Here is a 22,699-nt window from a genome sequence, read left to right as displayed (position 1 = left end):
ATAAACCGCATTCGCGAGCAGGCTCGCTCCCACAAGGGATTTATGTTGTCAGCAGAAACACAAACCCCGGCACAGGGCCGGGGTTTGTTTACCGCGCTACAACCTTAAACCAGCGCAGCAATCGCCGCGTTGAGGGTTGCGCTTGGGCGCATGGCCTTGCTGATCAGCTCGGCATTGGCGTGGTAGTAACCGCCGATGTCGACTGGCTTGCCCTGAACGGCGTTGAGCTCGGCAACGATGGTTGCTTCGTTCTCGGTCAGGGTTTTGGCCAAAGTCGCGAACTGCGCTTGCAGTGCAGCGTCTTCAGTCTGGGCGGCCAGGGCCTGAGCCCAGTACATCGCCAGGTAGAAGTGGCTGCCGCGGTTGTCGATGTTGCCGACTTTGCGCGATGGCGACTTGTTGTTGTCGAGGAACTGGCCGGTGGCCTGATCCAGGGTTTTCGACAGAACCAGTGCTTTCGGGTTGTTGTAGTTCACACCCAAATGCTCAAGGGACGCTGCCAGTGCGAGGAATTCGCCCAGCGAATCCCAGCGCAGGAAGTTCTCTTCAACCAGTTGCTGCACATGCTTCGGAGCCGAACCGCCGGCGCCGGTTTCGAACAGGCCGCCGCCGTTCATCAGCGGCACGATCGACAGCATCTTGGCGCTGGTGCCCAGTTCCATGATCGGGAACAGGTCGGTCAGGTAGTCGCGCAGTACGTTGCCGGTCACCGAAATGGTGTCCTTGCCTTCGCGGGTGCGCTGCAGGGTGAACTTCATGGCGTCGACCGGCGCCATGATCTGGATGTCCAGACCGGTGGTGTCGTGATCCTTCAGGTAAGCCTGAACCTTCTCGATCACTACGCCGTCGTGAGCGCGCATCGGGTCCAGCCAGAAGATCGCTGGAGTGCTGCTCGCGCGAGCGCGGTTGACGGCCAGTTTGACCCAGTCCTGGATCGGCGCGTCTTTGGTCTGGCACATGCGGAAGATGTCGCCGGCTTCAACGGCCTGTTCCATCAGCAGCTTGCCCTTGCTGTCGGTAACGCGAACAACGCCGTCAGCCTTGATCTGGAAGGTCTTGTCGTGCGAGCCGTACTCTTCGGCTTTCTTCGCCATCAGGCCAACGTTTGGCACGCTGCCCATGGTGGTCGGGTCGAAAGCGCCATTGGCTTTGCAATCTTCAATCACAGCCTGGTAGATGGTCGCGTAGCAACGATCCGGGATCACCGCCTTGGTGTCGTGCAGCTGACCGTCGGTGCCCCACATCTTGCCGGAGTCACGGATCATTGCCGGCATCGAAGCGTCGACGATCACGTCGCTCGGCACGTGCAGGTTGGTGATGCCTTTGTCGGAGTTGACCATCGCCAGCGATGGGCGAGCAGCGTAGACCGCTGCCATGTCAGCTTCGATCTGAGCTTGCTGCTCAGCCGGCAGGGCCTTGATGCGCGCGTACAGATCGCCGATGCCGTTGTTCAGGTTGAAGCCGATCTCGGCCAGCACGTCAGCGTGCTTGGTCAGGGCGTCTTTATAGAACTCGGCAACGATCTGGCCGAACATGATCGGGTCGGAGACCTTCATCATGGTCGCTTTCAGGTGCACCGACAGCAGCACGCCCTGGGCCTTGGCGCTTTCGATTTCAGCAGCGATGAACGCACGCAGGGCGTTTTTGCTCATCACGGCGCAGTCGAGGATCTCGCCGGCCTGAACGGTGGTTTTTTCTTTCAGAACGGTAGCGGTACCGTCCTTGGCGATCAGCTCGATCTTCACAGCGTCAGCGGCGTCGATCAGGGCAGCTTTTTCGCTGCCGTAGAAATCGCCGGTGCTCATGTGAGCGACGTGGGACTTGGAGTCTTTGGCCCAGGCGCCCATTTTGTGCGGGTGCTTGCGTGCGTAGTTTTTAACCGACAGCGGAGCGCGGCGGTCAGAGTTGCCTTCACGCAGAACCGGGTTCACGGCGCTGCCCTTGACCTTGTCGTAACGCGCCTTGGCGTCTTTGTCGGCATCGCTGGTCACGGTTTCCGGGTAGTCCGGCAGGTTGTAACCCTGAGCTTGCAGCTCTTTGATCGCGGCTTGCAGCTGTGGCACCGAAGCGCTGATGTTCGGCAGCTTGATGATGTTGGCTTCAGGCGTAACGGCCAGGTCGCCCAGTTCAGCGAGGTGGTCGGCTACGGCTTTGTCGCCCAGTTGCTCGGGGAAGCTGGCCAGAATACGTGCTGCAAGAGAGATATCGCGGGTTTCCACGGCGATATCGGCCGAGGCGGTGTAAGCCTCGATGATCGGCAGCAGGGAATAGGTGGCGAGGGCTGGAGCTTCGTCGGTGAAGGTATAGATGATCTTCGAGCGGGTGGGCATATTCGGATTAACTCTCTCTTCTTTGCTAAAGCGTGCGCAGAAACTCGAGGGGCGCCGGGTAAGCGCGTTCGTTCAAAGTCATCCATGAACCGAATGTCGAGATTCTTCGCGGTGATGTTGGGTGCATCAGTAGAGCGTCAAGCAGTCGGACTGCGGTAACAACCCGACCAATCAGGCGGAAAGTCTCGTGCTAGAGAGGCCAGCCGTCGTGACCCTGTGGTCAGCGGGCGGCATTATACATAGGTAGCTGGCAATCTGCCGATGGTTCATATGCAACGATTCTCGTCCATTGGTCTAAAGGTCGCAGGGCAGGGTGGGGCGTAGAGTCGTCGCGAATGCTTGAGTTTGGCGCTTTTCCCTTTGCTTTCAGGCTTGTACGAAACGAGATGTAGGCGCGCCACGAACAGAGGGTTTGCGTGTTGATTTAACTGGGTTACGCTCGAACCAAGCCAGATGTTCAATCCAAACAATGGAGTTCAGCATGGGTTACAAGAAGATTCAGGTTCCAGCCGTCGGCGACAAAATCACCGTCAATGCAGACCATTCTCTCAATGTTCCTGATAACCCGATCATCCCCTTCATCGAAGGTGACGGCATTGGTGTCGACATCAGCCCGGTGATGATCAAGGTTGTCGATGCTGCAGTTCAAAAGGCATACGGCGGTAAACGCAAGATTTCCTGGATGGAAGTCTACGCCGGGGAAAAAGCCACTCAGGTTTACGATCAGGACACCTGGCTGCCTCAGGAAACCCTGGACGCGGTCAAGGATTACGTGGTTTCCATCAAAGGTCCGCTGACCACTCCGGTCGGTGGCGGCATCCGTTCGCTGAACGTGGCCCTGCGTCAGCAACTCGACCTGTACGTCTGCCTGCGCCCGGTGCGCTGGTTCGAAGGCGTGCCAAGCCCGGTGAAAAAGCCTGGCGACGTCGACATGACCATCTTCCGCGAGAACTCCGAAGACATCTACGCCGGTATTGAGTGGAAGGCCGGTTCGCCGGAAGCCACCAAAGTCATCAAATTCCTTAAAGAAGAAATGGGCGTCACCAAGATCCGTTTCGACGAAAACTGCGGCATCGGCGTCAAGCCGGTTTCGCTGGAAGGCACCAAGCGCCTGGCGCGCAAGGCCCTGCAGTATGTGGTCGACAATGACCGCGATTCGCTGACCATCGTGCACAAAGGCAACATCATGAAGTTCACCGAAGGTGCCTTCAAAGAGTGGGCCTACGAAGTGGCGGCCGAAGAATTCGGCGCGACTCTGCTCGACGGCGGTCCGTGGATGCAGTTCAAGAACCCGAAAACCGGCAAGAACGTTGTGGTCAAAGACGCCATCGCCGACGCCATGCTCCAGCAGATCCTGCTGCGCCCGGCCGAATACGATGTGATCGCGACGCTTAACCTGAACGGTGACTACCTCTCCGACGCCCTGGCGGCGGAAGTGGGCGGTATCGGTATCGCGCCGGGCGCCAACCTGTCCGACACCGTAGCGATGTTCGAAGCGACCCACGGTACGGCGCCGAAGTACGCCGGCAAGGATCAGGTCAACCCGGGTTCGCTGATTCTTTCGGCGGAAATGATGCTGCGGCACATGGGCTGGACTGAAGCAGCGGATCTGATCATCAAGGGCACCAACGGCGCCATCGGTGCCAAGACCGTGACCTATGACTTCGAGCGTCTGATGGACGGGGCGAAGCTGGTTTCGTCTTCGGGCTTCGGGGATGCGCTGATTTCGCACATGTAAAAACGCCGGCACATAAAAACCGCCTGCCTCATTTACTGAGTCAGGCGGTTTTTTATTGCCAAGAGAATTCAGGTGAGAATCAGTCAGCTCATCGCTTTGGCAGCGCCGACAGCAGCACTCTCGGCGGCACTGGATGGTTCGGTGATGACGTTTGTGATTTTTACGGCATGCAGCCCTTTGGGGCCTTGAACAATATCGAAAGCCACGGCTTGTCCGGCCTTGAGGGTTTTATACCCGTCCATCTCAATGGCGGAGTAGTGCGCAAAGAAATCAATGTCTTTTCCGTCTTCATCGCGGCCTTCGCGGGCATCGGTATTGATAAAGCCGAATCCCTTGGCATTGTTGAACCATTTCACCTTGCCGACAGCCATGCTCAAATCCCTCTGCAACAGACTCCATCGCTGGAGTATCATCCAATTCATCCGCAATCTTATTCGTGAAAAGAATTGACTCCGCGGATCTTTTTTACCCACTGTGGGCTCTATTGGTTGTAACACCGTTTTCCCGATAGTCAAGGTGACCGGGCAGTCGGAGTTGAAAACGTGTACAGCCGCCCCCACCACTGTATTTGCACAACTGACGAACCTTTCTTTCCATGCATGCAATCAGCCAGATTCGACTAACATTCAATCAGGATCGCCCGCTTCTCCAAAAGGATCTTCCACAGGAGCACGACGACGATTCGGCAGGCGTTGCTGTTCAGGAAGCAAAGCCTGCGTTACAGGCGCCGCCGATGTACAAGGTGGTTTTGTTTAATGATGACTACACACCGATGGATTTCGTCGTCGAAGTGCTCGAGGTGTTTTTTAACCTGAATCGCGAGCTGGCGACCAAGGTCATGCTGGCCGTCCACACAGAAGGGCGGGCAGTATGTGGAGTGTTTACCCGCGACATCGCCGAGACAAAGGCCATGCAGGTCAACCAGTACGCCAGGGAAAGCCAGCATCCGCTACTCTGTGAAATCGAGAAGGACGGTTAATCGCCGACCACTTGGGTATGAGGTGAAGCTATGTTAAACCGCGAGCTCGAAGTCACCCTCAATCTAGCCTTCAAGGAGGCTCGTTCGAAGCGTCATGAATTCATGACCGTCGAACACCTTTTGCTGGCCCTATTGGATAATGAGGCTGCCGCCACCGTTTTGCGTGCCTGTGGCGCAAACCTCGACAAACTCAAGCATGACCTGCAGGAGTTCATCGACTCCACCACGCCATTGATCCCCGTTCATGACGAAGATCGTGAAACCCAGCCAACCCTGGGCTTCCAGCGTGTACTGCAACGTGCTGTTTTCCACGTACAGAGCTCGGGCAAACGCGAAGTAACCGGCGCCAACGTGCTGGTTGCAATCTTCAGTGAGCAAGAGAGTCAGGCCGTGTTCCTGCTGAAACAGCAGAGCGTTGCACGGATCGATGTCGTCAACTACATCGCTCATGGCATTTCCAAAGTGCCGGGGCATGGCGATCACTCTGAAGGTGAACAAGATATGCAGGACGACGAGGGCGGTGAGTCTTCTTCTTCAGGCAATCCTCTGGATGCTTATGCCAGCAACCTCAACGAACTCGCGCGCCAGGGTCGCATCGACCCGCTGGTCGGCCGTGAGTCGGAAGTCGAGCGTGTCGCGCAGATCCTCGCGCGCCGGCGCAAAAACAATCCGCTGCTGGTCGGTGAAGCAGGCGTGGGTAAAACCGCGATTGCCGAAGGCCTGGCCAAGCGCATTGTCGACAACCAGGTGCCGGACTTGCTGGCCAACAGCGTTGTTTACTCGCTCGATCTTGGCGCTCTGCTCGCGGGCACCAAGTATCGCGGTGATTTCGAGAAGCGCTTCAAAGCGCTGCTCAATGAACTGAAAAAACGTCCGCAGGCGATCCTGTTCATCGACGAAATCCACACCATCATCGGTGCCGGCGCTGCGTCCGGTGGCGTGATGGATGCTTCGAACCTGCTCAAGCCGCTGCTGTCGTCTGGCGACATTCGCTGCATCGGCTCGACCACGTTCCAGGAATTCCGCGGCATCTTCGAGAAGGACCGTGCTTTGGCGCGTCGCTTCCAGAAGGTTGATGTCGTCGAGCCGTCGGTGGAAGACACCATCGGTATCCTGCGCGGTCTGAAAGGGCGTTTCGAGCAGCACCACAATATCGAGTACAGCGATGAGTCGTTGCGCGCGGCTGCTGAGCTGGCGTCGCGCTACATCAATGACCGGCATATGCCGGACAAGGCCATCGACGTAATCGACGAGGCGGGCGCCTACCAGCGTCTGCAACCGGTGGAGATGCGCGTCAAGCGTATCGAAGTGCCGCAGGTCGAAGACATCGTGGCGAAAATCGCACGGATTCCGCCGAAGCACGTCACCAGTTCCGACAAGGAACTGCTGCGTAACCTGGAGCGTGACCTGAAGCTGACGGTGTTTGGTCAGGACGCGGCGATCGATTCGCTGTCGACTGCGATCAAGCTATCCCGCGCCGGCCTCAAGTCGCCTGACAAACCAGTCGGTTCGTTCCTGTTCGCAGGTCCGACCGGGGTCGGTAAAACCGAGGCCGCGCGGCAATTGGCCAAGGCCTTGGGGATTGAACTGGTTCGCTTCGATATGTCCGAGTACATGGAGCGTCACACCGTATCGCGTCTGATCGGTGCGCCTCCAGGCTATGTCGGTTTCGATCAAGGCGGTCTGTTGACCGAGGCGATCACCAAGCAGCCGCACTGCGTGTTGCTGCTCGATGAAATCGAGAAGGCGCACCCGGAAGTCTTCAACCTGCTTCTGCAGGTGATGGATCACGGTACGCTGACCGACAACAACGGGCGCAAGGCGGACTTCCGCAATGTGATCGTGATCATGACCACCAACGCCGGTGCCGAAACGGCGGCGCGTGCTTCGATCGGTTTCACCCATCAGGACCACTCGTCTGATGCGATGGAAGTGATCAAGAAGAGCTTCACGCCGGAATTCCGTAACCGTCTGGACACCATCATCCAGTTTGGTCGCCTCAGTCATGAGGTCATCAAAAGTGTGGTGGACAAGTTCCTTACCGAGCTTCAGGCGCAGCTGGAAGACAAGCGTGTCCTGCTTGAGGTCACTGATGCTGCGCGTAGTTGGCTGGCGGCGGGTGGTTATGACTCGGCGATGGGTGCGCGTCCGATGGCGCGTCTGATCCAGGACAAGATCAAGCGTCCGCTGGCGGAGGAGATTCTGTTTGGCGAGCTGGCCGAGCATGGCGGTGTGGTGCACATCGACATCAAGGATGGTGAGTTGACGTTTGACTTCGAAACTACCGCAGAAATGGCCTGAGGGCCTTAGATCAAGAGGGCGCCTTCGGGCGCCTTTTTGTTGTCTGGTGTTTTTGCGTTTTGTGTGTATATCCGTTGCTGCGGTAACGGCGGCTTAGGGTTTCGCCCTTACGGCGACTCACTTTTTTTCAAACGCCAAAAAAAGTAAGCAAAAAACGCTTGCTCCTACGTGCGGCCCGCTCGCTGGGGCTCGGGGTTCCTTCGCTCCGGGATCGATCCGGGCGCAGCGCCTACGGTTTGCTTCGCTGCACCTCCTCTCGCTGTGTTCGGCTTCGCCAAACGGTCGCTACGCTCCCACCCCCCGGATCAATCCCTCCACTCAGCCTTCCGACGTCGCCTTACAGATCAAGATCAAGAGTAGGCGAGCTGACACTCGGCCTATTGAGTGGTGAAGAGCGGGTGTTCGGCTTTGGGTTTGTGGTGCTCTTGCCCCTCACCCCAGCCCTCTCCCGAGGGAGAGGGAGCCGATTTGTGAGCCTTTCAGAATCTGAGTTCAACACGGTATCGCGCGTCGGCGTAGCTCTCCCAAACACCTCGGTCAGTCCCCTCTCCCTACGGGCGGTCCGACGTTTCGGGAGGGTTAGGGTGAGGGGCTTTTGATCTGGCTTGTGATCTTGCTTTGGCTTTTGATCTTTTGCCCCATCGGCAGGCCGAGCGGAGGTGTTCATCCGGGGTTAGGCGCGCAGCGCCGTGCGGCGTAGCCGCATACATCGAGAGGAGGTGCAGCGAAGCAAACCGTAGGCGATGCCCCCGGATGGACACCGTAGCTCGGGAACCCCGAGCCCCAGCGAGCGGGCCGTACGCCAGGGGCAAAGCCTTTTGGTTCCTTTTTGGCGTTTGAAAAAGGGACTCGCTGTAAGAGCGAAACCGCCAGCGGCAGCACCCGCAGCAACGGATATGCCCCCAATCCCAATCCCCAAACCCCAATACGCAGATACAAAAACGCCCGGCATAAACCGGGCGTTCTGTATTGACTTGATTAACGAGCGCGGTAAGTGATGCGCCCTTTGCTCAAGTCATAGGGCGTCAGCTCGACGCGCACTTTGTCACCGGTAAGAATACGAATGTAGTTCTTGCGCATCTTGCCGGAAATATGCGCGGTTACGACGTGCCCATTTTCCAACTCCACACGAAACATGGTGTTGGGCAGGGTGTCGACGACAGTGCCTTCCATTTCGAAGCTGTCTTCTTTCGACATGCAGTAAAGCCCTCGGTATCCAATGAATGGCCCGGTGCAACTGCGCCAGGCAAAAGCGGCGTGCATTGTGCCCGAAAAATGGGGTTTACGCCAAGGGGTTTACGGCTTGGGTTTAGTTGAGGATCACCCAGCGCTGATTAATCAGCAATTCGATGGGGCGATATTGCGTCTTGTAGTTCATCTTTTTGCAGTTCTTGATCCAGTAACCGAGGTACACCGCCTCAAGCCCGAGACGCTGTGCTTCAGCGATTTGCCAGAGGATGGCAAATCGGCCAAGGCTGCGGCGTTCTTCGGCCGGTTCGTAGAAGGTGTACACCGCCGACAGCCCGTTCGGCAGCAAATCGGTGACCGCCACGGCGAGCAACCGTCCGTCGAGTCGGAACTCGTAAAAGCGCGAGAACGGCAAATCGCGCACAAGGAACGTCGCGAATTGATCACGGCTCGGCGGATACATGTCGCCGTCGGCGTGACGCTGTTCGATGTAACGCTGGTACAGATCGAAATATTCTTCGCTGAATTGTGGTTTGGCCGGGCGCACCTGCAAATCCGTGTTGCGCTTGAAAATCCGCTTCTGCTGACGATTGGGAATGAACTGCGCCACGGGAATGCGCGCCGGCACGCACGCATTGCAGTTCTGGCAATGCGGGCGGTACAGATGATCGCCGCTACGACGAAAGCCCATTTCCGACAGGTCTGCGTAGACATGCACATCCATGGGCTGACTCGGATCGAGAAACAGGGTCGTGGCCTGCTCTTCGGGCAGATAACTGCAAGAGTGAGGCTGAGTGGCATAGAACTTCAAACGCGCCAACTCGGTCATGATCAACCCTCGGGATAAGCTGGTGAATTAAGTGTAAGCCACGCGCGCAAAAGTCGCTCAGCAAACCCAGGTGGCACGATTGGATTGATCCAGGTGGCAGGTCAGATAGTCGGCGAATTCGTGGCGAGGAATCGCTCGGGCGCCGAGGCTGTGCAGATGATCGGTCGGCATCTGGCAGTCGATCAGCACGAATCCCGATTCTTTAAGATGGCGCACCAGGGTGGCAAAGCCGAATTTCGAGGCATTGTCAGCGCGGCTGAACATCGACTCGCCGAAAAACAGTTGGCCCATCGCCAGGCCGTACAGGCCGCCGACCAGTTCGCCCTGATCCCAGACCTCCACCGAATGGGCGAAGCCGCGCCGGTGCAACTCAACGTAGGCGTCCTGCATGGCTTCGGTGATCCAGGTGCCGTCGGCGTAATCGCGCGGTGCAGCGCAAGCGTGGATGACCGCTTCAAAGTCCTGATCGAATGTGACCTGGTAGCGTTCCTTTCGCAGCAACTTGCCCAGGCTGCGCGAGACATGCAGTTCGTCGGGAAACAGGACGGTACGAGGATCTGGCGACCACCAGAGAATTGGTTGCCCCTCGGAGAACCACGGAAAGCAACCATGGCGATATGCCTGAATCAGCCGATCGGCAGACAGGTCGCCACCCGCGGCGAGCAATCCATTGGGGTCGCGCATGGCCTTTTCCAGTGGTGGAAAAGTCAGGGAATTACGTTGTAACCAAGTCAGCATGGCATCCAGGCTTGCAGAAGGGGAGGGCGGTGCGGGCTGTTCGGCCCGCGCTAAAGTGTGCCGTTAAATGACACGAATGTCGTGCCGATCCTGCTCGACGCAGAGCGTGCTGCAACTTGGCGAGTTTAATGCGGTCGTAAGCGAGCGCTGCGGGTTGGCCTGCAATCGCTTGGCAATGCTTCGCTACGTTCATCAAATACACCTCATAAGCCTTTGTCACAAAACACAATGCGTGCTCAAATTGAACCGCAGGTTTTGCGCGCTTGGCTATGCTCTACAGTGGGGTTTGAAGCATGGCATCCGACGCACAAACCCGTACAATGCCGAGCTGTTACAGAATATTCGCTGTGCACCGTTCATAAAAACGGCGGTGCAGTGTTAAAAGTAGTCCCAGTTGTGCCCGTCAACTTTTTTACCTGCCTGGATTGGGCAGTTTTTTATCGTCATTCAATAGATGGACGCGCCTCGGGCGCAGGAAAAGAAGCGTTTTGAAGAAATCCACCGAAGCACCAAAAACAGTCGTTCCGCTCTGGCGCCAACAGTTGCACTACCGGCTCAAGGAAGGTGCATTGATCGCCATCGGTGCCTTGTGCCTGTTCCTCATGATGGCTTTGCTGACCTACGGCAAGGACGATCCGGGCTGGAGCCACAATAGCAAGATCGATGACGTACAGAATTTCGGCGGCCCGGCGGGCTCCTACAGCGCCGACATCCTGTTCATGGTGCTGGGTTACTTCGCGTATATCTTCCCGTTGCTGCTGGCGATCAAGGCCTATCAGATCTTCCGCCAGCGCCACGAGCCTTGGCAGTGGAGCGGCTGGCTGTTCTCCTGGCGTCTGATCGGTCTGGTGTTTCTGGTGCTGTCCGGCGCGGCGCTGGCGCATCTGCATTTTCACGCGGCCTCGGGTCTGCCGGCGGGTGCTGGTGGCGCGCTGGGCGAAAGCCTCGGCAATCTGGCGAAGAACGCACTGAACATTCAGGGCAGCACCCTGTTGTTCATCGCGTTGTTCCTGTTCGGCCTGACGGTGTTTACCGACCTGTCGTGGTTCAAGGTGATGGACATCACCGGCAAGATCACTCTCGATCTGTTCGAACTGTTCCAGGGTGCGCTCAACCGTTGGTGGTCGGCGCGTACCGAGCGCAAACAGCTGGTCGCGCAACTGCGTGAAGTCGATGATCGCGTCCACGATGTGGTCGCGCCGACGGTCACCGACAAACGTGAGCAGGCCAAAGTCAAAGAACGCCTGATCGAACGTGAGCAAGCCCTGAGCAAGCACATGTCCGATCGCGAGAAACAAGTGCCGCCGGTTATCGCCCCGGCCCCGGCCAAAGCGCCCGAACCAAGCAAGCGTGTGCAGAAAGAGAAGCAGGTGCCGTTGTTCGTCGACAGCGCCGTGGAAGGCACCTTGCCGCCGATTTCGATTCTTGATCCGGCGGAAAAGAAACAACTCAATTACTCACCGGAATCCCTGGCGGCGGTCGGCCATCTGCTGGAGATCAAGCTCAAGGAGTTCGGTGTTGAGGTCACGGTGGATTCGATTCACCCGGGCCCGGTGATTACCCGTTACGAAATCCAGCCTGCCGCTGGCGTTAAAGTCAGCCGCATCGCCAACCTCGCCAAAGACCTTGCACGTTCTCTGGCCGTGACCAGTGTGCGGGTGGTTGAGGTGATTCCGGGCAAGACCACCGTCGGTATCGAGATTCCCAACGAAGACCGGCAGATCGTGCGCTTCTCCGAGGTGCTGTCGACGCCTGAATACGACAACTTCAAATCGCCGGTTACCCTGGCGCTCGGTCACGATATCGGCGGTAAGCCGGTCATTACTGACCTGGCGAAGATGCCGCATTTGCTGGTGGCCGGTACGACCGGTTCCGGTAAGTCGGTGGGTGTGAACGCGATGATCCTGTCGATCCTGTTCAAGTCCGGCCCGGAAGACGCCAAGCTGATCATGATCGACCCGAAAATGTTGGAACTGTCGATCTACGAAGGCATTCCGCACCTGCTGTGCCCGGTCGTGACCGACATGAAGGACGCCGCCAACGCCTTGCGCTGGAGCGTTGCCGAGATGGAACGGCGCTACAAGCTGATGGCGAAGATGGGCGTGCGCAACCTGTCCGGCTTCAACGCCAAGGTCAAGGAAGCCCAGGACGCCGGCGAGCCATTGAGCGATCCGCTGTACAAACGCGAAAGCATCCACGACGAAGCGCCGCTGCTGCAGAAACTGCCGACCATCGTCGTGGTGGTCGACGAATTCGCCGACATGATGATGATCGTCGGCAAGAAGGTTGAAGAACTGATCGCCCGTATCGCCCAGAAGGCCCGTGCGGCGGGTATTCACCTGATCCTCGCGACTCAGCGGCCGTCGGTTGACGTGATCACCGGTCTGATCAAGGCCAACATTCCGACGCGTATGGCGTTCCAGGTGTCGAGCAAGATCGACTCCCGCACCATCATCGATCAGGGTGGTGCCGAACAACTGCTCGGTCACGGTGACATGCTCTACATGCCGCCGGGCACCAGCCTGCCGATTCGGGTTCACGGCGCATTCGTATCCGACGATGAAGTCCACCGTGTGGTCGAAGCGTGGAAACTGCGCGGCGCACCGGAATATAACGACGACATCCTCAACGGTGTCGAAGAAGCCGGCAGCGGTTTTGAAGGCAGCAGTGGCGGCGGCGACGGCGATGATCCGGAAGCGGACGCGCTGTACGACGAAGCTGTACAGTTTGTACTGGAAAGCCGTCGCGCCTCGATTTCCGCGGTACAGCGCAAGCTGAAGATCGGCTACAACCGCGCCGCACGGATGATCGAAGCCATGGAAATGGCCGGCGTCGTCACCTCGATGAACACCAACGGTTCCCGTGAAGTCCTGGCCCCGGGCCCGGTACGCGACTGATTGCAAACGCAAGAGGCGGGACAATGATGTGCCGCCGCTCTCCCAACAAGTATTCAAGAGGACTCCCATGCGTCTTATCCGCATGCTGCTGCCAGTACTGGCGCTGACCACTCTCACGGCCCACGCCGATGACAAGGACGTGGCGCGTCTGACTCAATTGCTGGAAACATCCAAAACCCTGAGCGCGAATTTCTCGCAGCTGACCCTCGACGGCAGCGGCACGCAGTTGCAGGAAACCACCGGCAACATGACCCTGCAGCGCCCGGGCCTGTTCTACTGGCACACCAATGCGCCGGCCGAGCAGACCATGGTCTCCGACGGCAAGAAAGTCACCCTGTGGGACCCTGATCTGGAACAGGCGACCATCAAGAAGCTCGACGAGCGTCTGACCCAGACCCCGGCGTTGCTGCTGTCCGGTGATGTGTCGAAGATCAGCCAGAGTTTTGATATCACCGCGAAAGAGGCGGGCGGCGTGATCGACTTCACTCTGAAGCCGAAAACCAAGGACACCTTGTTCGATAACCTGCGTCTGTCGTTCCGCAACGGTCTGCTCAACGACATGCAACTGATCGACAGCGTCGGTCAGCGCACCAATATCCTGTTTACCGGGGTCAAGGCCAACGAGCCGGTCTCGGCATCGAAGTTCAAGTTCGACATCCCCAAGGGTGCCGACGTGATTCAGGAATAAACCCCTGGATCTTGTGATGGGATGTTTGGGTGAGGGGCTTTTGTGGCGAGGGGATTTATCCCCGTTGGGCAGCGAAGCGGCCCCAAAACCTGCAATCAAGTTCTTTCTGACACACCGCATCGAATGGTTTCAGGGCCGCTTCGCAGCCCAACGGGGATAAATCCCCTCGCCACAGGGTCATCAACAGGTTTCAGAAAAATCGAGGTTTCAACGCTACGTGATGGATCTGTTTCGCAGTGCACCGATTGCCCAGCCACTGGCCGCGCGTTTGCGTGCGACCAATCTGGATGAGTACGTCGGTCAGGAGCACGTGCTCGCTCGCGGCAAGCCTCTGCGTGAGGCGCTGGAGCAGGGTGCCCTGCATTCGATGATCTTCTGGGGGCCGCCGGGCGTGGGTAAAACCACTTTGGCGCGGTTGCTCGCGGAAGTCTCGGACGCGCACTTCGAAACGGTCTCGGCGGTGCTCGCCGGGGTCAAGGAGATCCGTCAGGCGGTTGAAATCGCCAAGCAACAGGCCGGCCAGTACGGCAAGCGCACGATTTTGTTCGTCGATGAAGTGCACCGTTTCAACAAGTCCCAGCAGGACGCATTCCTGCCGTACGTTGAAGACGGCACGCTGATCTTCATCGGCGCCACCACCGAAAACCCTTCGTTCGAACTCAACAACGCCTTGTTGTCGCGTGCCCGCGTCTACGTGCTGAAAAGCCTCGACGAAGCGGCACTGCGCAAACTGGTGCGCCGTGCACTGACCGAGGAGCGCGGTCTGGGCAGGCGCAACCTGACGCTCAACGACGAAGGCTTCCAGATGTTGCTGTCGGCTGCCGATGGCGATGGCCGGCGTCTGCTTAACCTGCTGGAAAACGCCTCGGACCTGGCTGAAGACAACAGCGAAATCGGCACCGAGCTGCTGCAGAGCCTGCTTGGCGACACCCGCCGGCGTTTCGACAAGGGTGGCGAGGCGTTCTACGACCAGATATCGGCGCTGCACAAGTCGGTGCGCGGCTCCAACCCCGACGGTGCGTTGTACTGGTTTGCGCGAATGATCGATGGCGGTTGCGATCCGCTGTACCTGGCCCGACGCGTGGTGCGCATGGCCAGCGAAGACATCGGCAACGCCGACCCGCGCGCCCTCAGTCTGTGCCTCGCGGCATGGGAAGTGCAGGAACGTCTCGGCAGCCCGGAAGGCGAGTTGGCCGTGGCCCAGGCCATCACTTATCTGGCCTGTGCGCCGAAAAGCAACGCGGTGTACATGGGCTTCAAAACCGCCTTGCGTGCCGCCGCTGAAAACGGTTCGCTGGAAGTGCCGCTGCACCTGCGCAACGCGCCGACCAAACTGATGAAACAATTGGGCTACGGTGACGAATACCGTTACGCCCACGACGAGCCGGACGCTTACGCTGCCGGCGAAGACTATTTCCCGGAAGAGCTCGATCCCATCCCGTTCTATCAACCGGTGCCGCGCGGCCTGGAGTTGAAGATCGGCGAGAAGCTCAACCACCTCGCTCAACTTGATCGTTTAAGCCCTCGGCAACGGAGAAAATAGTGCTTCCATTGATCATTGCGGTCTCCGCCGGCGGGGTTGCCGGCACCTTGTTGCGCTTCGCCACCGGCAATTGGGTCAACGCCAATTGGCCGCGGCACTTCTATACCGCGACGCTGGCCGTTAATATCGTGGGCTGTCTGCTGATTGGCGTGTTGTACGGCCTGTTTTTGATACGCCCGGAGGTGCCGATCGAGGTGCGTGCCGGGTTGATGGTCGGCTTCCTCGGGGGGCTGACGACTTTTTCATCCTTTTCACTGGATACGGTGCGCCTGCTGGAAAGCGGGCAAGTGCCGCTGGCCCTGGGCTATGCGGCACTCAGCGTATTCGGCGGGCTGCTCGCGACGTGGGCTGGCCTGTCCCTGACCAAACTTTGATAACGAGAAACCGACATGCTCGATTCCAAACTGTTACGTAGCAACCTTCAGGACGTAGCGGACCGCCTGGCTTCCCGTGGCTTTGCCCTGGATACCGCGCGCATCGAAGCGCTGGAAGAACAGCGCAAGACCGTCCAGACCCGCACCGAAGCACTGCAGGCTGAGCGTAACGCGCGTTCCAAATCCATCGGTCAGGCCAAGCAGCGCGGCGAAGACATCGCGCCGTTGATGGCGGACGTCGAGCGCATGGCGGGCGAACTGAGTGCCGGTAAAGTCGAGCTGGACGCGATCCAGACCGAACTGGACTCGATCCTGCTCGGTATTCCCAACCTGCCGCACGAATCCGTGCCGGTCGGCAAAGACGAAGACGACAACGTTGAAGTGCGCCGCTGGGGCACGCCGACCGCGTTCGACTTCGAAGTGAAAGACCACGTTGCCCTGGGCGAGAAGTTCGGCTGGCTGGATTTCGAAACCGCCGCCAAGCTGTCCGGCGCCCGTTTCGCTCTGCTGCGCGGCCCGATCGCCCGTCTGCATCGCGCGCTGGCGCAGTTCATGATCAACCTGCACGTCAACGAGCACGGCTACGAAGAGGCTTACACGCCTTATCTGGTTCAGGCCCCGGCGCTGCAAGGCACCGGTCAATTGCCGAAGTTCGAAGAAGACCTGTTCAAGATCGCCCGCGAAGGCGAAGCCGATCTGTACCTGATCCCGACGGCTGAAGTGTCGCTGACCAACATTGTTGCCGGCGAAATCGTCGATTCGAAACTGTTGCCGATCAAGTTCGTGGCGCACACCCCATGCTTCCGCAGCGAAGCCGGTGCATCGGGCCGTGACACTCGCGGCATGATCCGTCAGCACCAGTTCGACAAAGTTGAAATGGTCCAGATCGTTGAGCCATCGCAATCGATGGAAGCGCTGGAAGGCCTGACCGCCAACGCAGAAAAAGTCCTGCAACTGCTCGGTCTGCCTTACCGCACCCTCGCACTGTGCACTGGCGACATGGGTTTCAGCGCGGTCAAGACTTACGATCTGGAAGTGTGGATCCCGAGCCAGGACAAGTACCGCGAGATTTCGTCGTGCTCGAACTGCGGCGACTTCCAGGCCCGCCGTATGCAGGCGCGTTTCCGCAACCCGGAAACCGGCAAGCCTGAACTGGTGCACACCCTCAACGGTTCCGGTCTGGCCGTCGGTCGTACCCTGGTTGCCGTGCTGGAAAACTACCAGCAGGCCGACGGCTCGATCCGTGTGCCGGACGTACTCAAGCCGTACATGGGTGGCCTTGAGGTCATCGGCTAAATGAAATATCTGCCGCTGTTTCACAACCTGCGCGGCAGTCGTGTGTTGGTCGTCGGTGGGGGGGAAATTGCCTTGCGCAAATCCCGCCTGCTGGCCGATGCCGGTGCGCTGCTGCGGGTGGTCGCACCTGAAATCGAAACGCAACTGCGTGAGCTGGTCACCGCTTCTGGCGGTGAATGCCTGTTGCGCGGTTACGTCGAGGCGGATCTCGACGGTTGCGGGCTGATTATTGCCGCCACTGACGATGAGACGCTGAACGCACAAGTCTCCACCGATGCGCACAAGCGCTGCGTGCCGGTCAACGTGGTCGACGCGCCGGCCTTGTGCAGCGTGATCTTCCCGGCGATCGTCGATCGCTCACCGCTGATCGTTGCTATTTCCAGCGGCGGCGACGCGCCGGTACTGGCGCGTTTGATTCGAGCGAAGATCGAAACCTGGATTCCGTCGACCTACGGCCAATTGGCCGGACTCGCCGCACGTTTCCGCAATCAGGTGAAAAGCCTGTTTCCGGATGTGCAGCAGCGACGCGGATTCTGGGAGGACGTGTTCCAAGGCCCGATTGCCGATCGGCAACTGGCCGGGCAGGGCGCCGAAGCCGAGCGTCTGCTGCAAGCCAAGATCGATGGTGAAGCCATGGTCACGACCGGCGAGGTGTATCTGGTCGGCGCGGGCCCGGGCGATCCGGATCTGCTGACCTTCAAGGCTTTGCGTCTGATGCAGCAAGCCGATGTGGTGCTGTACGACCGCTTGGTCGCGCCAGCGATTCTTGAGCTGTGCCGTCGTGATGCCGAGCGGGTCTACGTTGGCAAGCGTCGTTCTGATCACGCCGTGCCACAGGATCAGATCAACCAGCAACTGGTCGACCTGGCCAAGGCCGGCAAGCGCGTGGTGCGCCTGAAGGGCGGTGATCCGTTTATCTTCGGCCGGGGCGGCGAAGAGATCGAAGAGCTGGCAGCCCACGGCATTCCATTCCAGGTTGTGCCGGGGATTACGGCGGCCAGCGGTTGCGCGGCGTATGCCGGGATTCCGCTGACGCATCGCGATTACGCGCAGTCGGTGCGCTTTGTCACCGGGCATTTGAAGGACGGCTCCACCGATCTGCCTTGGGTCGACCTTGTCGCCCCGGCGCAGACGCTGGTGTTCTACATGGGCCTGGTCGGGTTGCCGGTTATCTGCGAACAACTGATCAAGCATGGTCGTTCAGCCGATACCCCGGCGGCATTGATTCAGCAGGGCACCACGGTCAATCAGCGTGTCTTCACCGGCACCCTGGCTGATCTGCCGCGACTGGTGGCGGAGCATGAAGTGCATGCGCCGACACTGGTGATCGTCGGAGAAGTGGTGCAACTGCGCGAGAAACTGGCGTGGTTCGAAGGGGCTCAAGCGCAGGTCTGAGAACCGAGTCGCCCCATTCGCGAGCAGGCTCGCTCCCACATTGGATCTGTGTCGTGCACGAATCCCCTGTGGGAGCGAGCCTGCTCGCGAAGACGCCTTCAAACACTATGCAGATATCAGCCCCGGCGCCAAACCCCTTTCCCAGCCAACCGCGCCCGATCATGGGCAACAGTAAAGTCCTGCGCCGGCCCTTTCGGCACAACTCCCGTCGGGTTGATGGTCTTGTGACTGCTGTAGTAGTGGTTCTTGATGTGCTGGAAATCCACTGTCTCGGCAATCCCCGGCCACTGATAGAGCTCACGCAGCCAGTTCGACAGGTTCGGGTAATCGGCAATCCGCCGCAGGTTGCACTTGAAGTGGCCGTGGTACACCGCATCAAAACGAATCATCGTGGTGAACAGGCGGATGTCTGCTTCCGTCAGGTACTCACCCGACAAGTAGCGATTGGCACCCAGCAGTCGCTCCAGATGATCGAGTTCGGCAAACACCTCATCGAACGCTTCTTCATAAGCCTGTTGTGACGTCGCAAAACCTGCGCGATACACGCCGTTGTTCACGGCTGGATAAATGCGCTCGTTCAGCGCATCGATCTCGCCACGTAATGGCGCCGGGTAGAAGTCCAGATCATTGCCGGTCAAACCATCGAACGCGCTGTTGAACATGCGGATGATTTCCGCCGATTCATTGCTGACGATGCGCTTGAGTTTTTTGTCCCACAGCACTGGCACAGTGACGCGGCCGGTGTAGTCGGCAGTGTCAGCGGTATAGCGCTGATGCATGAATTCAAAGCCATCGAGCTGGTCGCCGGTCGAGCCGAGCGCCGTGTCGAAGGTCCAGCCGTTTTCCAGCATCAGCCAACTGACCACTGAGACGTCGATCAGACTTTCCAGGCCTTTGAGTTTGCGCAGGATCAGCGTGCGATGCGCCCACGGGCAGGCGAGGGAAACGTAGAGGTGATAGCGCCCGGCTTCGGCGGCAAACCCGCCTTCACCGCTGGGGCCGGGTTCGCCGTTGGCGGTTACCCAATTGCGGCGCTTGGCCTGTTCGCGCTGAAACGCGCCGTCTTTGCTGCTTTCGTACCACTTGTCCTGCCAGTGGCCGTCGACGAGTAACCCCATGATCAAGACTCCGTAAACCAATAATCGTTGGAGTCGAGTCTATTCCGATGAGTTCGAACAAATAGCGCAAAGATCGGGCGCGAATGATCGGTTAAATCGATTTGTCCCGCGCGGCCCAGTATTGCTCGGCGGTTGCGAAGGCTTGCTCACGGCTTTGGCCGAGACCGCGCAAGGCCAGGGCCATGGTCGCAATCAGGGCCATTTGCGGGTAACTGTCGACCACATCGCCACGCCAGACGGCTTTCAGATGTTCAACGTCCAGGGTCGCCGGTTTGACGTGGCGCTGCGCCGACAATTGTGGCCATTCCTCGTCCCAGCTCTCGCCGCCGGTGGTGCCGTAGAGGTGGCTGTCGGCATCCGGGTTGATCTCGATTTCGCCGCCATCGCCTTTGACCACAATCGCCGTATCGCCGAGCAGGCCGCTGGCATCACGATGTACCGCCTGATAGCCGGGGTGGAAAATGCTTTGCAGGCCGCAACGCGCGCCCAGTGGATTGAGAATCCGCGCCAGCGAATGAATCGGCGAGCGCAGGCCGAGGGTGTTGCGCAAATCGATCATCTTCTGCAACTGCGGCGCCCAGTCCACCAGCGGCATGAAGGCCAGGCCACCGTTGTCCAGCGCCGCGCCGACCTGTTGCCAGGTGCGGCACAACGGGATGTTCAATGCGCCGAGCAATTGCTCGCTGTACAGGCGCCCGGCGGTATGCGCGCCGCCGCCGTGCATGAAGATGCGCACGCCGTTCTGTGCCAGACATTTGGCCGCCAGCAGATACCACGGTAGATGGCGCTTCTTGCCGGCATAGGTCGGCCAGTCCAGGTCAACGTTCAGCTGCGGTGCCTGCAAGCGCTCACGCAGCGCTTCGGTGAACCCGGCCATCTCCTCGGCGCTTTCTTCCTTGTGCCGCAGCAACATCAGAAACGCGCCGAGCTGGGTGTCTTCAACCTTGTCGTCGAGCACCATGCCCATGGCTTCGCGGGCCTCTTCGCGAGTGAGGTCGCGAGCGCCACGTTTGCCTTTGCCGAGGATGCGCACGAATTGAGCGAACGGGTGTTCGGCAGGCGTTTCGAGGGTCAGTGCTGGAAAGTCGGTCATAAGCAATTCGTCGGTTTGGGCAGGCCCGCCAGTTTCGCGGCGAGTTTGGCGGGGGTGCCTTTGAAGAGTCGGTTCAGGTGCAGGCTGTTGCCTTTGTCCGGGCCGAGTTTCAGCGCGGTGTACTTGATCAGTGGCCGGGTGGCCGGGGACAACTGGAATTCGGCATAGAAGCTGCGCAGCAGTTCGAGGACTTCCCAGTGTTCGGCGGTCAACTCGATGGCCTCGGCGGCGGCGAGAGCGCTGGCCACCTCGGCCGACCAGTCGCTCAGGTCGACGAGAAAGCCGTCCTTGTCCAGTTCGATGGCGCGGGCGCCGACGGTCATCGAATTCATAGCCAGCTGTTGACCTTGTCGTGATGGATCGACAGCTCGACGAAGGCCGGGTAATCGATGGCTTCGGCCCAATCCGGGACTTCGATGGCGCGAGCCTGTGCATCTTCGGCGAGAGCAAACACATTGATCTGGCGGTTTTGCAGCGCGGTGAAGGGCGCGGTGCCTGTTTGCAGCGCATACACCGCATCGCCGGACAGCAGCAAAGCATCAGCGCTGCCGATCAGGCGCAGGCAACTGGTCAGGCGATCATCGCCGAAGGGGGAATGAGACAACACATGCAAAGTCGACATCAGAGGGTGATCACCTGGTCGTAACGGTCAATAAGGGCGGTGATTTGCTCGGCGGCCAGCGGCTGCGCTTCGTCCAGCGACAGATTGCCAATTCCGCGCGTGCTGGCGCTGTCGGCGCAGTAAAACAACTCTTCTACACCAAACATCGGCAGCGCCTGCAGGTTGGCACTCAGGTCTTTCTGCTGCAGGGCCTTGGCGTTCTGCCCGGCGGCGAGTTGCAACACGCCATCATCGAGAAACAGCAGGCCAATGGGCAGGTCGAAGGCGCCACCGGCCAGCACGATGTCCAGCGCTTCGCGGGCGCCGGGGCCAGACCATGGCGATTGACGGCTGATGATCAGCAGGGATTTGGCCATCTCACGCACCTCCGAAGCAGATCAAGCGGTCAGCGTCTTGCACCGCGTCATGCAACTGACCAAGACCGGACAATTCCCAAGGGGCACTGACGGAGACGGCGTCACGCTGATAGCGCTTGGCTTCTTCAGCATTTAGCGCACCACGGCGCAGAGCGGCGGCGATGCACACCACTCCGTCCAGCTTTTGCTCAGTGATGAAGGTGCGCCATTGTTTGGGCAGGTCCAGTTCGTCCTGCGGGGTAACCACCGCATCCGAAGCGTTATAAACGCCGTCCTGATAGAAAAACAGCCGGACAATTTCATGCCCACCGGCCAGCGCGGCTTGCGCAAACAGCAGGGCGCGGCGCGAGGAGGGCGCATGGGCGGCGGAAAACAGCGCAATGGCGAACTTCATGACGGACTCGATCAGCAAAACTGCGGCCATGATAAAGCATTGCAGGCCGTAAAAGATCGCAGCCTCGTTTCACTCGACAGCGCCTACACGAGGTTGGCTTACTGATCCATTAGCGGGGCATGTAGCCCAGCTGCCAGCGCCGCGGGATTTTCAGTGAGAACAACCCGATGATTGCAGCCAGCAAACCGCTGACAAACATCGCCTGGAGTCCCAGGTGATGTTCCAGCACCGCGCCCAGAATCGCGCCGATAAACATCCCGCTCCAGGGCACCAGTTGCACCCGCCAGCCGCTGCGCCGTTCGCCGAGCATCCAGCGCCCCAAACCACGGCCGAACCGCGACAATGCGCCGGTCACGTAAGTCAGCCCGACCGGTAGGCCATTCACTTCTTCGACCGACGCGTTGAGCATGCCCATCGCAATGATCGCCGCCATCAGCGCCGGCAGTTGTGTGTCGAATGGCCAGGCGGCAGCCGCGCACAGCAGAGTGGCAATGCACAGCAGCAACGGCAGCGCCCGGCGTCCACCGAAACGGGCAATGACAACACCCAGGGCGTTCCCGGCTATAAAAGTGGCGACGAGGATCAACAAACGCACGGTCAAGCCGATATCGCCATCGCTGATTGCCACGGCAAGTCGGGTGGTGTTGCCGCTCATGAACGAGACAAAGTCGCCGCTGGCCATAAAGCCGATGGCGTCGGTCATGCCGGCCAATACCGAGAGGCTGGCCACCAGCGCCAGACCAATCCGACCGCGCCACTTTTTTGTGTGCAGATGGCCGGGGCTGGCGCGGTCAGTCGAGGCGGATGGCAGCATCGTTAG

General features: G+C 59.2%; 21 protein-coding genes. 9 read left to right on the top strand and 12 right to left on the bottom strand.

From position 1 onward, the window contains the following. Positions 1–104 precede the first annotated feature (104 nt). Positions 105–2,330: an NADP-dependent isocitrate dehydrogenase gene (locus BK670_RS15330; RefSeq protein WP_123450772.1), complete on the bottom strand. Its 2,226-nt coding sequence runs from the start codon at positions 2,328–2,330 to the stop codon at positions 105–107. A 481-nt stretch (positions 2,331–2,811) separates the two neighbouring features. On the opposite strand from BK670_RS15330, the gene icd reads away from it, so the two are divergent. Beyond that, complete coding sequence (gene icd, locus BK670_RS15320) at positions 2,812–4,068, top strand: NADP-dependent isocitrate dehydrogenase (RefSeq protein ID WP_034155137.1); 1,257 nt, start codon at positions 2,812–2,814, stop codon at positions 4,066–4,068. 83 nt (positions 4,069–4,151) lie between these two features. Here icd and BK670_RS15315 read toward each other — a convergent pair whose 3' ends face one another. After that, positions 4,152–4,439 (bottom strand): cold shock domain-containing protein, encoded by a 288-nt coding sequence (locus BK670_RS15315; RefSeq protein ID WP_123450771.1) that lies wholly within the window; start codon positions 4,437–4,439, stop codon positions 4,152–4,154. 224 nt (positions 4,440–4,663) lie between these two features. Between BK670_RS15315 and clpS the strand changes: the two genes are divergently transcribed. Together clpS and clpA are read left to right on the top strand one after the other, a co-directional pair. Continuing rightward, positions 4,664–5,047, top strand: coding sequence for an ATP-dependent Clp protease adapter ClpS (clpS, locus tag BK670_RS15310; protein ID WP_011334948.1), 384 nt, complete (start codon positions 4,664–4,666; stop codon positions 5,045–5,047). 30 nt (positions 5,048–5,077) lie between these two features. Next, positions 5,078–7,348 (top strand): ATP-dependent Clp protease ATP-binding subunit ClpA, encoded by a 2,271-nt coding sequence (clpA, locus tag BK670_RS15305; protein WP_007964841.1) that lies wholly within the window; start codon positions 5,078–5,080, stop codon positions 7,346–7,348. Between the two features lie 978 nt (positions 7,349–8,326). Here the strand turns inward: clpA and infA are convergent. The 3 genes from infA to aat form a co-directional block, all read right to left on the bottom strand. Further along, positions 8,327–8,545: a translation initiation factor IF-1 gene (infA, locus tag BK670_RS15300; RefSeq protein ID WP_002553999.1), complete on the bottom strand. Its 219-nt coding sequence runs from the start codon at positions 8,543–8,545 to the stop codon at positions 8,327–8,329. A 112-nt stretch (positions 8,546–8,657) separates the two neighbouring features. Then, the gene (locus BK670_RS15295; RefSeq protein WP_123450770.1) at positions 8,658–9,365 is read right to left on the bottom strand and encodes an arginyltransferase; all 708 of its coding nucleotides are present in this window, start codon (positions 9,363–9,365) and stop codon (positions 8,658–8,660) included. Positions 9,366–9,422: 57 nt separating this feature from the next. After that, positions 9,423–10,103 (bottom strand): leucyl/phenylalanyl-tRNA--protein transferase, encoded by a 681-nt coding sequence (aat, locus tag BK670_RS15290; RefSeq protein ID WP_123450769.1) that lies wholly within the window; start codon positions 10,101–10,103, stop codon positions 9,423–9,425. A 488-nt stretch (positions 10,104–10,591) separates the two neighbouring features. Between aat and BK670_RS15280 the strand changes: the two genes are divergently transcribed. From BK670_RS15280 to cysG, 6 genes are all read left to right on the top strand, one after another. After that, on the top strand, positions 10,592–13,000 hold the full coding sequence (locus tag BK670_RS15280; protein ID WP_034155142.1) for a DNA translocase FtsK: 2,409 nt from the start codon (positions 10,592–10,594) through the stop codon (positions 12,998–13,000). A gap of 67 nt (positions 13,001–13,067) precedes the next feature. Further along, entirely contained in the window at positions 13,068–13,688 is a 621-nt protein-coding gene (lolA, locus tag BK670_RS15275; RefSeq protein ID WP_123450767.1) for an outer membrane lipoprotein periplasmic chaperone LolA, read from the top strand. 220 nt (positions 13,689–13,908) lie between these two features. Then, positions 13,909–15,231: a replication-associated recombination protein A gene (locus BK670_RS15270; RefSeq protein ID WP_123450766.1), complete on the top strand. Its 1,323-nt coding sequence runs from the start codon at positions 13,909–13,911 to the stop codon at positions 15,229–15,231. After that, a complete protein-coding gene (gene crcB, locus BK670_RS15265) occupies positions 15,231–15,605 on the top strand; it encodes a fluoride efflux transporter CrcB (RefSeq protein ID WP_007908079.1) in 375 nt (124 codons plus the stop codon). The genes BK670_RS15270 and crcB overlap by 1 nt, the downstream gene beginning before the upstream one ends. Positions 15,606–15,620: 15 nt before the next feature. Beyond that, entirely contained in the window at positions 15,621–16,901 is a 1,281-nt protein-coding gene (gene serS, locus BK670_RS15260) for a serine--tRNA ligase (RefSeq protein WP_038369693.1), read from the top strand. Further along, positions 16,902–18,296, top strand: coding sequence for a siroheme synthase CysG (cysG, locus tag BK670_RS15255; protein ID WP_123450765.1), 1,395 nt, complete (start codon positions 16,902–16,904; stop codon positions 18,294–18,296). A 116-nt stretch (positions 18,297–18,412) separates the two neighbouring features. Here the strand turns inward: cysG and BK670_RS15250 are convergent, their stop codons facing one another. The 7 genes from BK670_RS15250 to BK670_RS15220 all read right to left on the bottom strand — a co-directional run bounded on the left by BK670_RS15250 (position 18,413) and on the right by BK670_RS15220 (position 22,693). Then, complete coding sequence (locus BK670_RS15250) at positions 18,413–19,414, bottom strand: glutathione S-transferase family protein (protein ID WP_123450764.1); 1,002 nt, start codon at positions 19,412–19,414, stop codon at positions 18,413–18,415. A gap of 91 nt (positions 19,415–19,505) precedes the next feature. Then, the gene (locus BK670_RS15245) at positions 19,506–20,507 is read right to left on the bottom strand and encodes a glycosyl transferase family protein (protein WP_123450763.1); all 1,002 of its coding nucleotides are present in this window, start codon (positions 20,505–20,507) and stop codon (positions 19,506–19,508) included. Then, on the bottom strand, positions 20,504–20,839 hold the full coding sequence (locus BK670_RS15240) for a TusE/DsrC/DsvC family sulfur relay protein (protein WP_123450762.1): 336 nt from the start codon (positions 20,837–20,839) through the stop codon (positions 20,504–20,506). Before BK670_RS15240 ends, BK670_RS15245 begins: the two co-directional genes overlap by 4 nt. Beyond that, complete coding sequence (gene tusB, locus BK670_RS15235) at positions 20,836–21,129, bottom strand: sulfurtransferase complex subunit TusB (protein WP_123450761.1); 294 nt, start codon at positions 21,127–21,129, stop codon at positions 20,836–20,838. The genes BK670_RS15240 and tusB overlap by 4 nt, the downstream gene beginning before the upstream one ends. Further along, on the bottom strand, positions 21,129–21,485 hold the full coding sequence (gene tusC / locus BK670_RS15230; protein WP_123450760.1) for a sulfurtransferase complex subunit TusC: 357 nt from the start codon (positions 21,483–21,485) through the stop codon (positions 21,129–21,131). The genes tusB and tusC overlap by 1 nt, the downstream gene beginning before the upstream one ends. Position 21,486: 1 nt before the next feature. Continuing rightward, positions 21,487–21,879: a sulfurtransferase complex subunit TusD gene (gene tusD, locus BK670_RS15225; protein ID WP_093434386.1), complete on the bottom strand. Its 393-nt coding sequence runs from the start codon at positions 21,877–21,879 to the stop codon at positions 21,487–21,489. A gap of 109 nt (positions 21,880–21,988) precedes the next feature. After that, complete coding sequence (locus tag BK670_RS15220; RefSeq protein ID WP_123450759.1) at positions 21,989–22,693, bottom strand: YoaK family protein; 705 nt, start codon at positions 22,691–22,693, stop codon at positions 21,989–21,991. Positions 22,694–22,699: the final 6 nt, after the last annotated feature.

The organism is Pseudomonas fluorescens, from assembly GCF_003732425.1.
Classification (GTDB): domain Bacteria; phylum Pseudomonadota; class Gammaproteobacteria; order Pseudomonadales; family Pseudomonadaceae; genus Aquipseudomonas; species Aquipseudomonas fluorescens_BE.
This window is presented reverse-complemented; position numbering and strand designations above follow the sequence as displayed.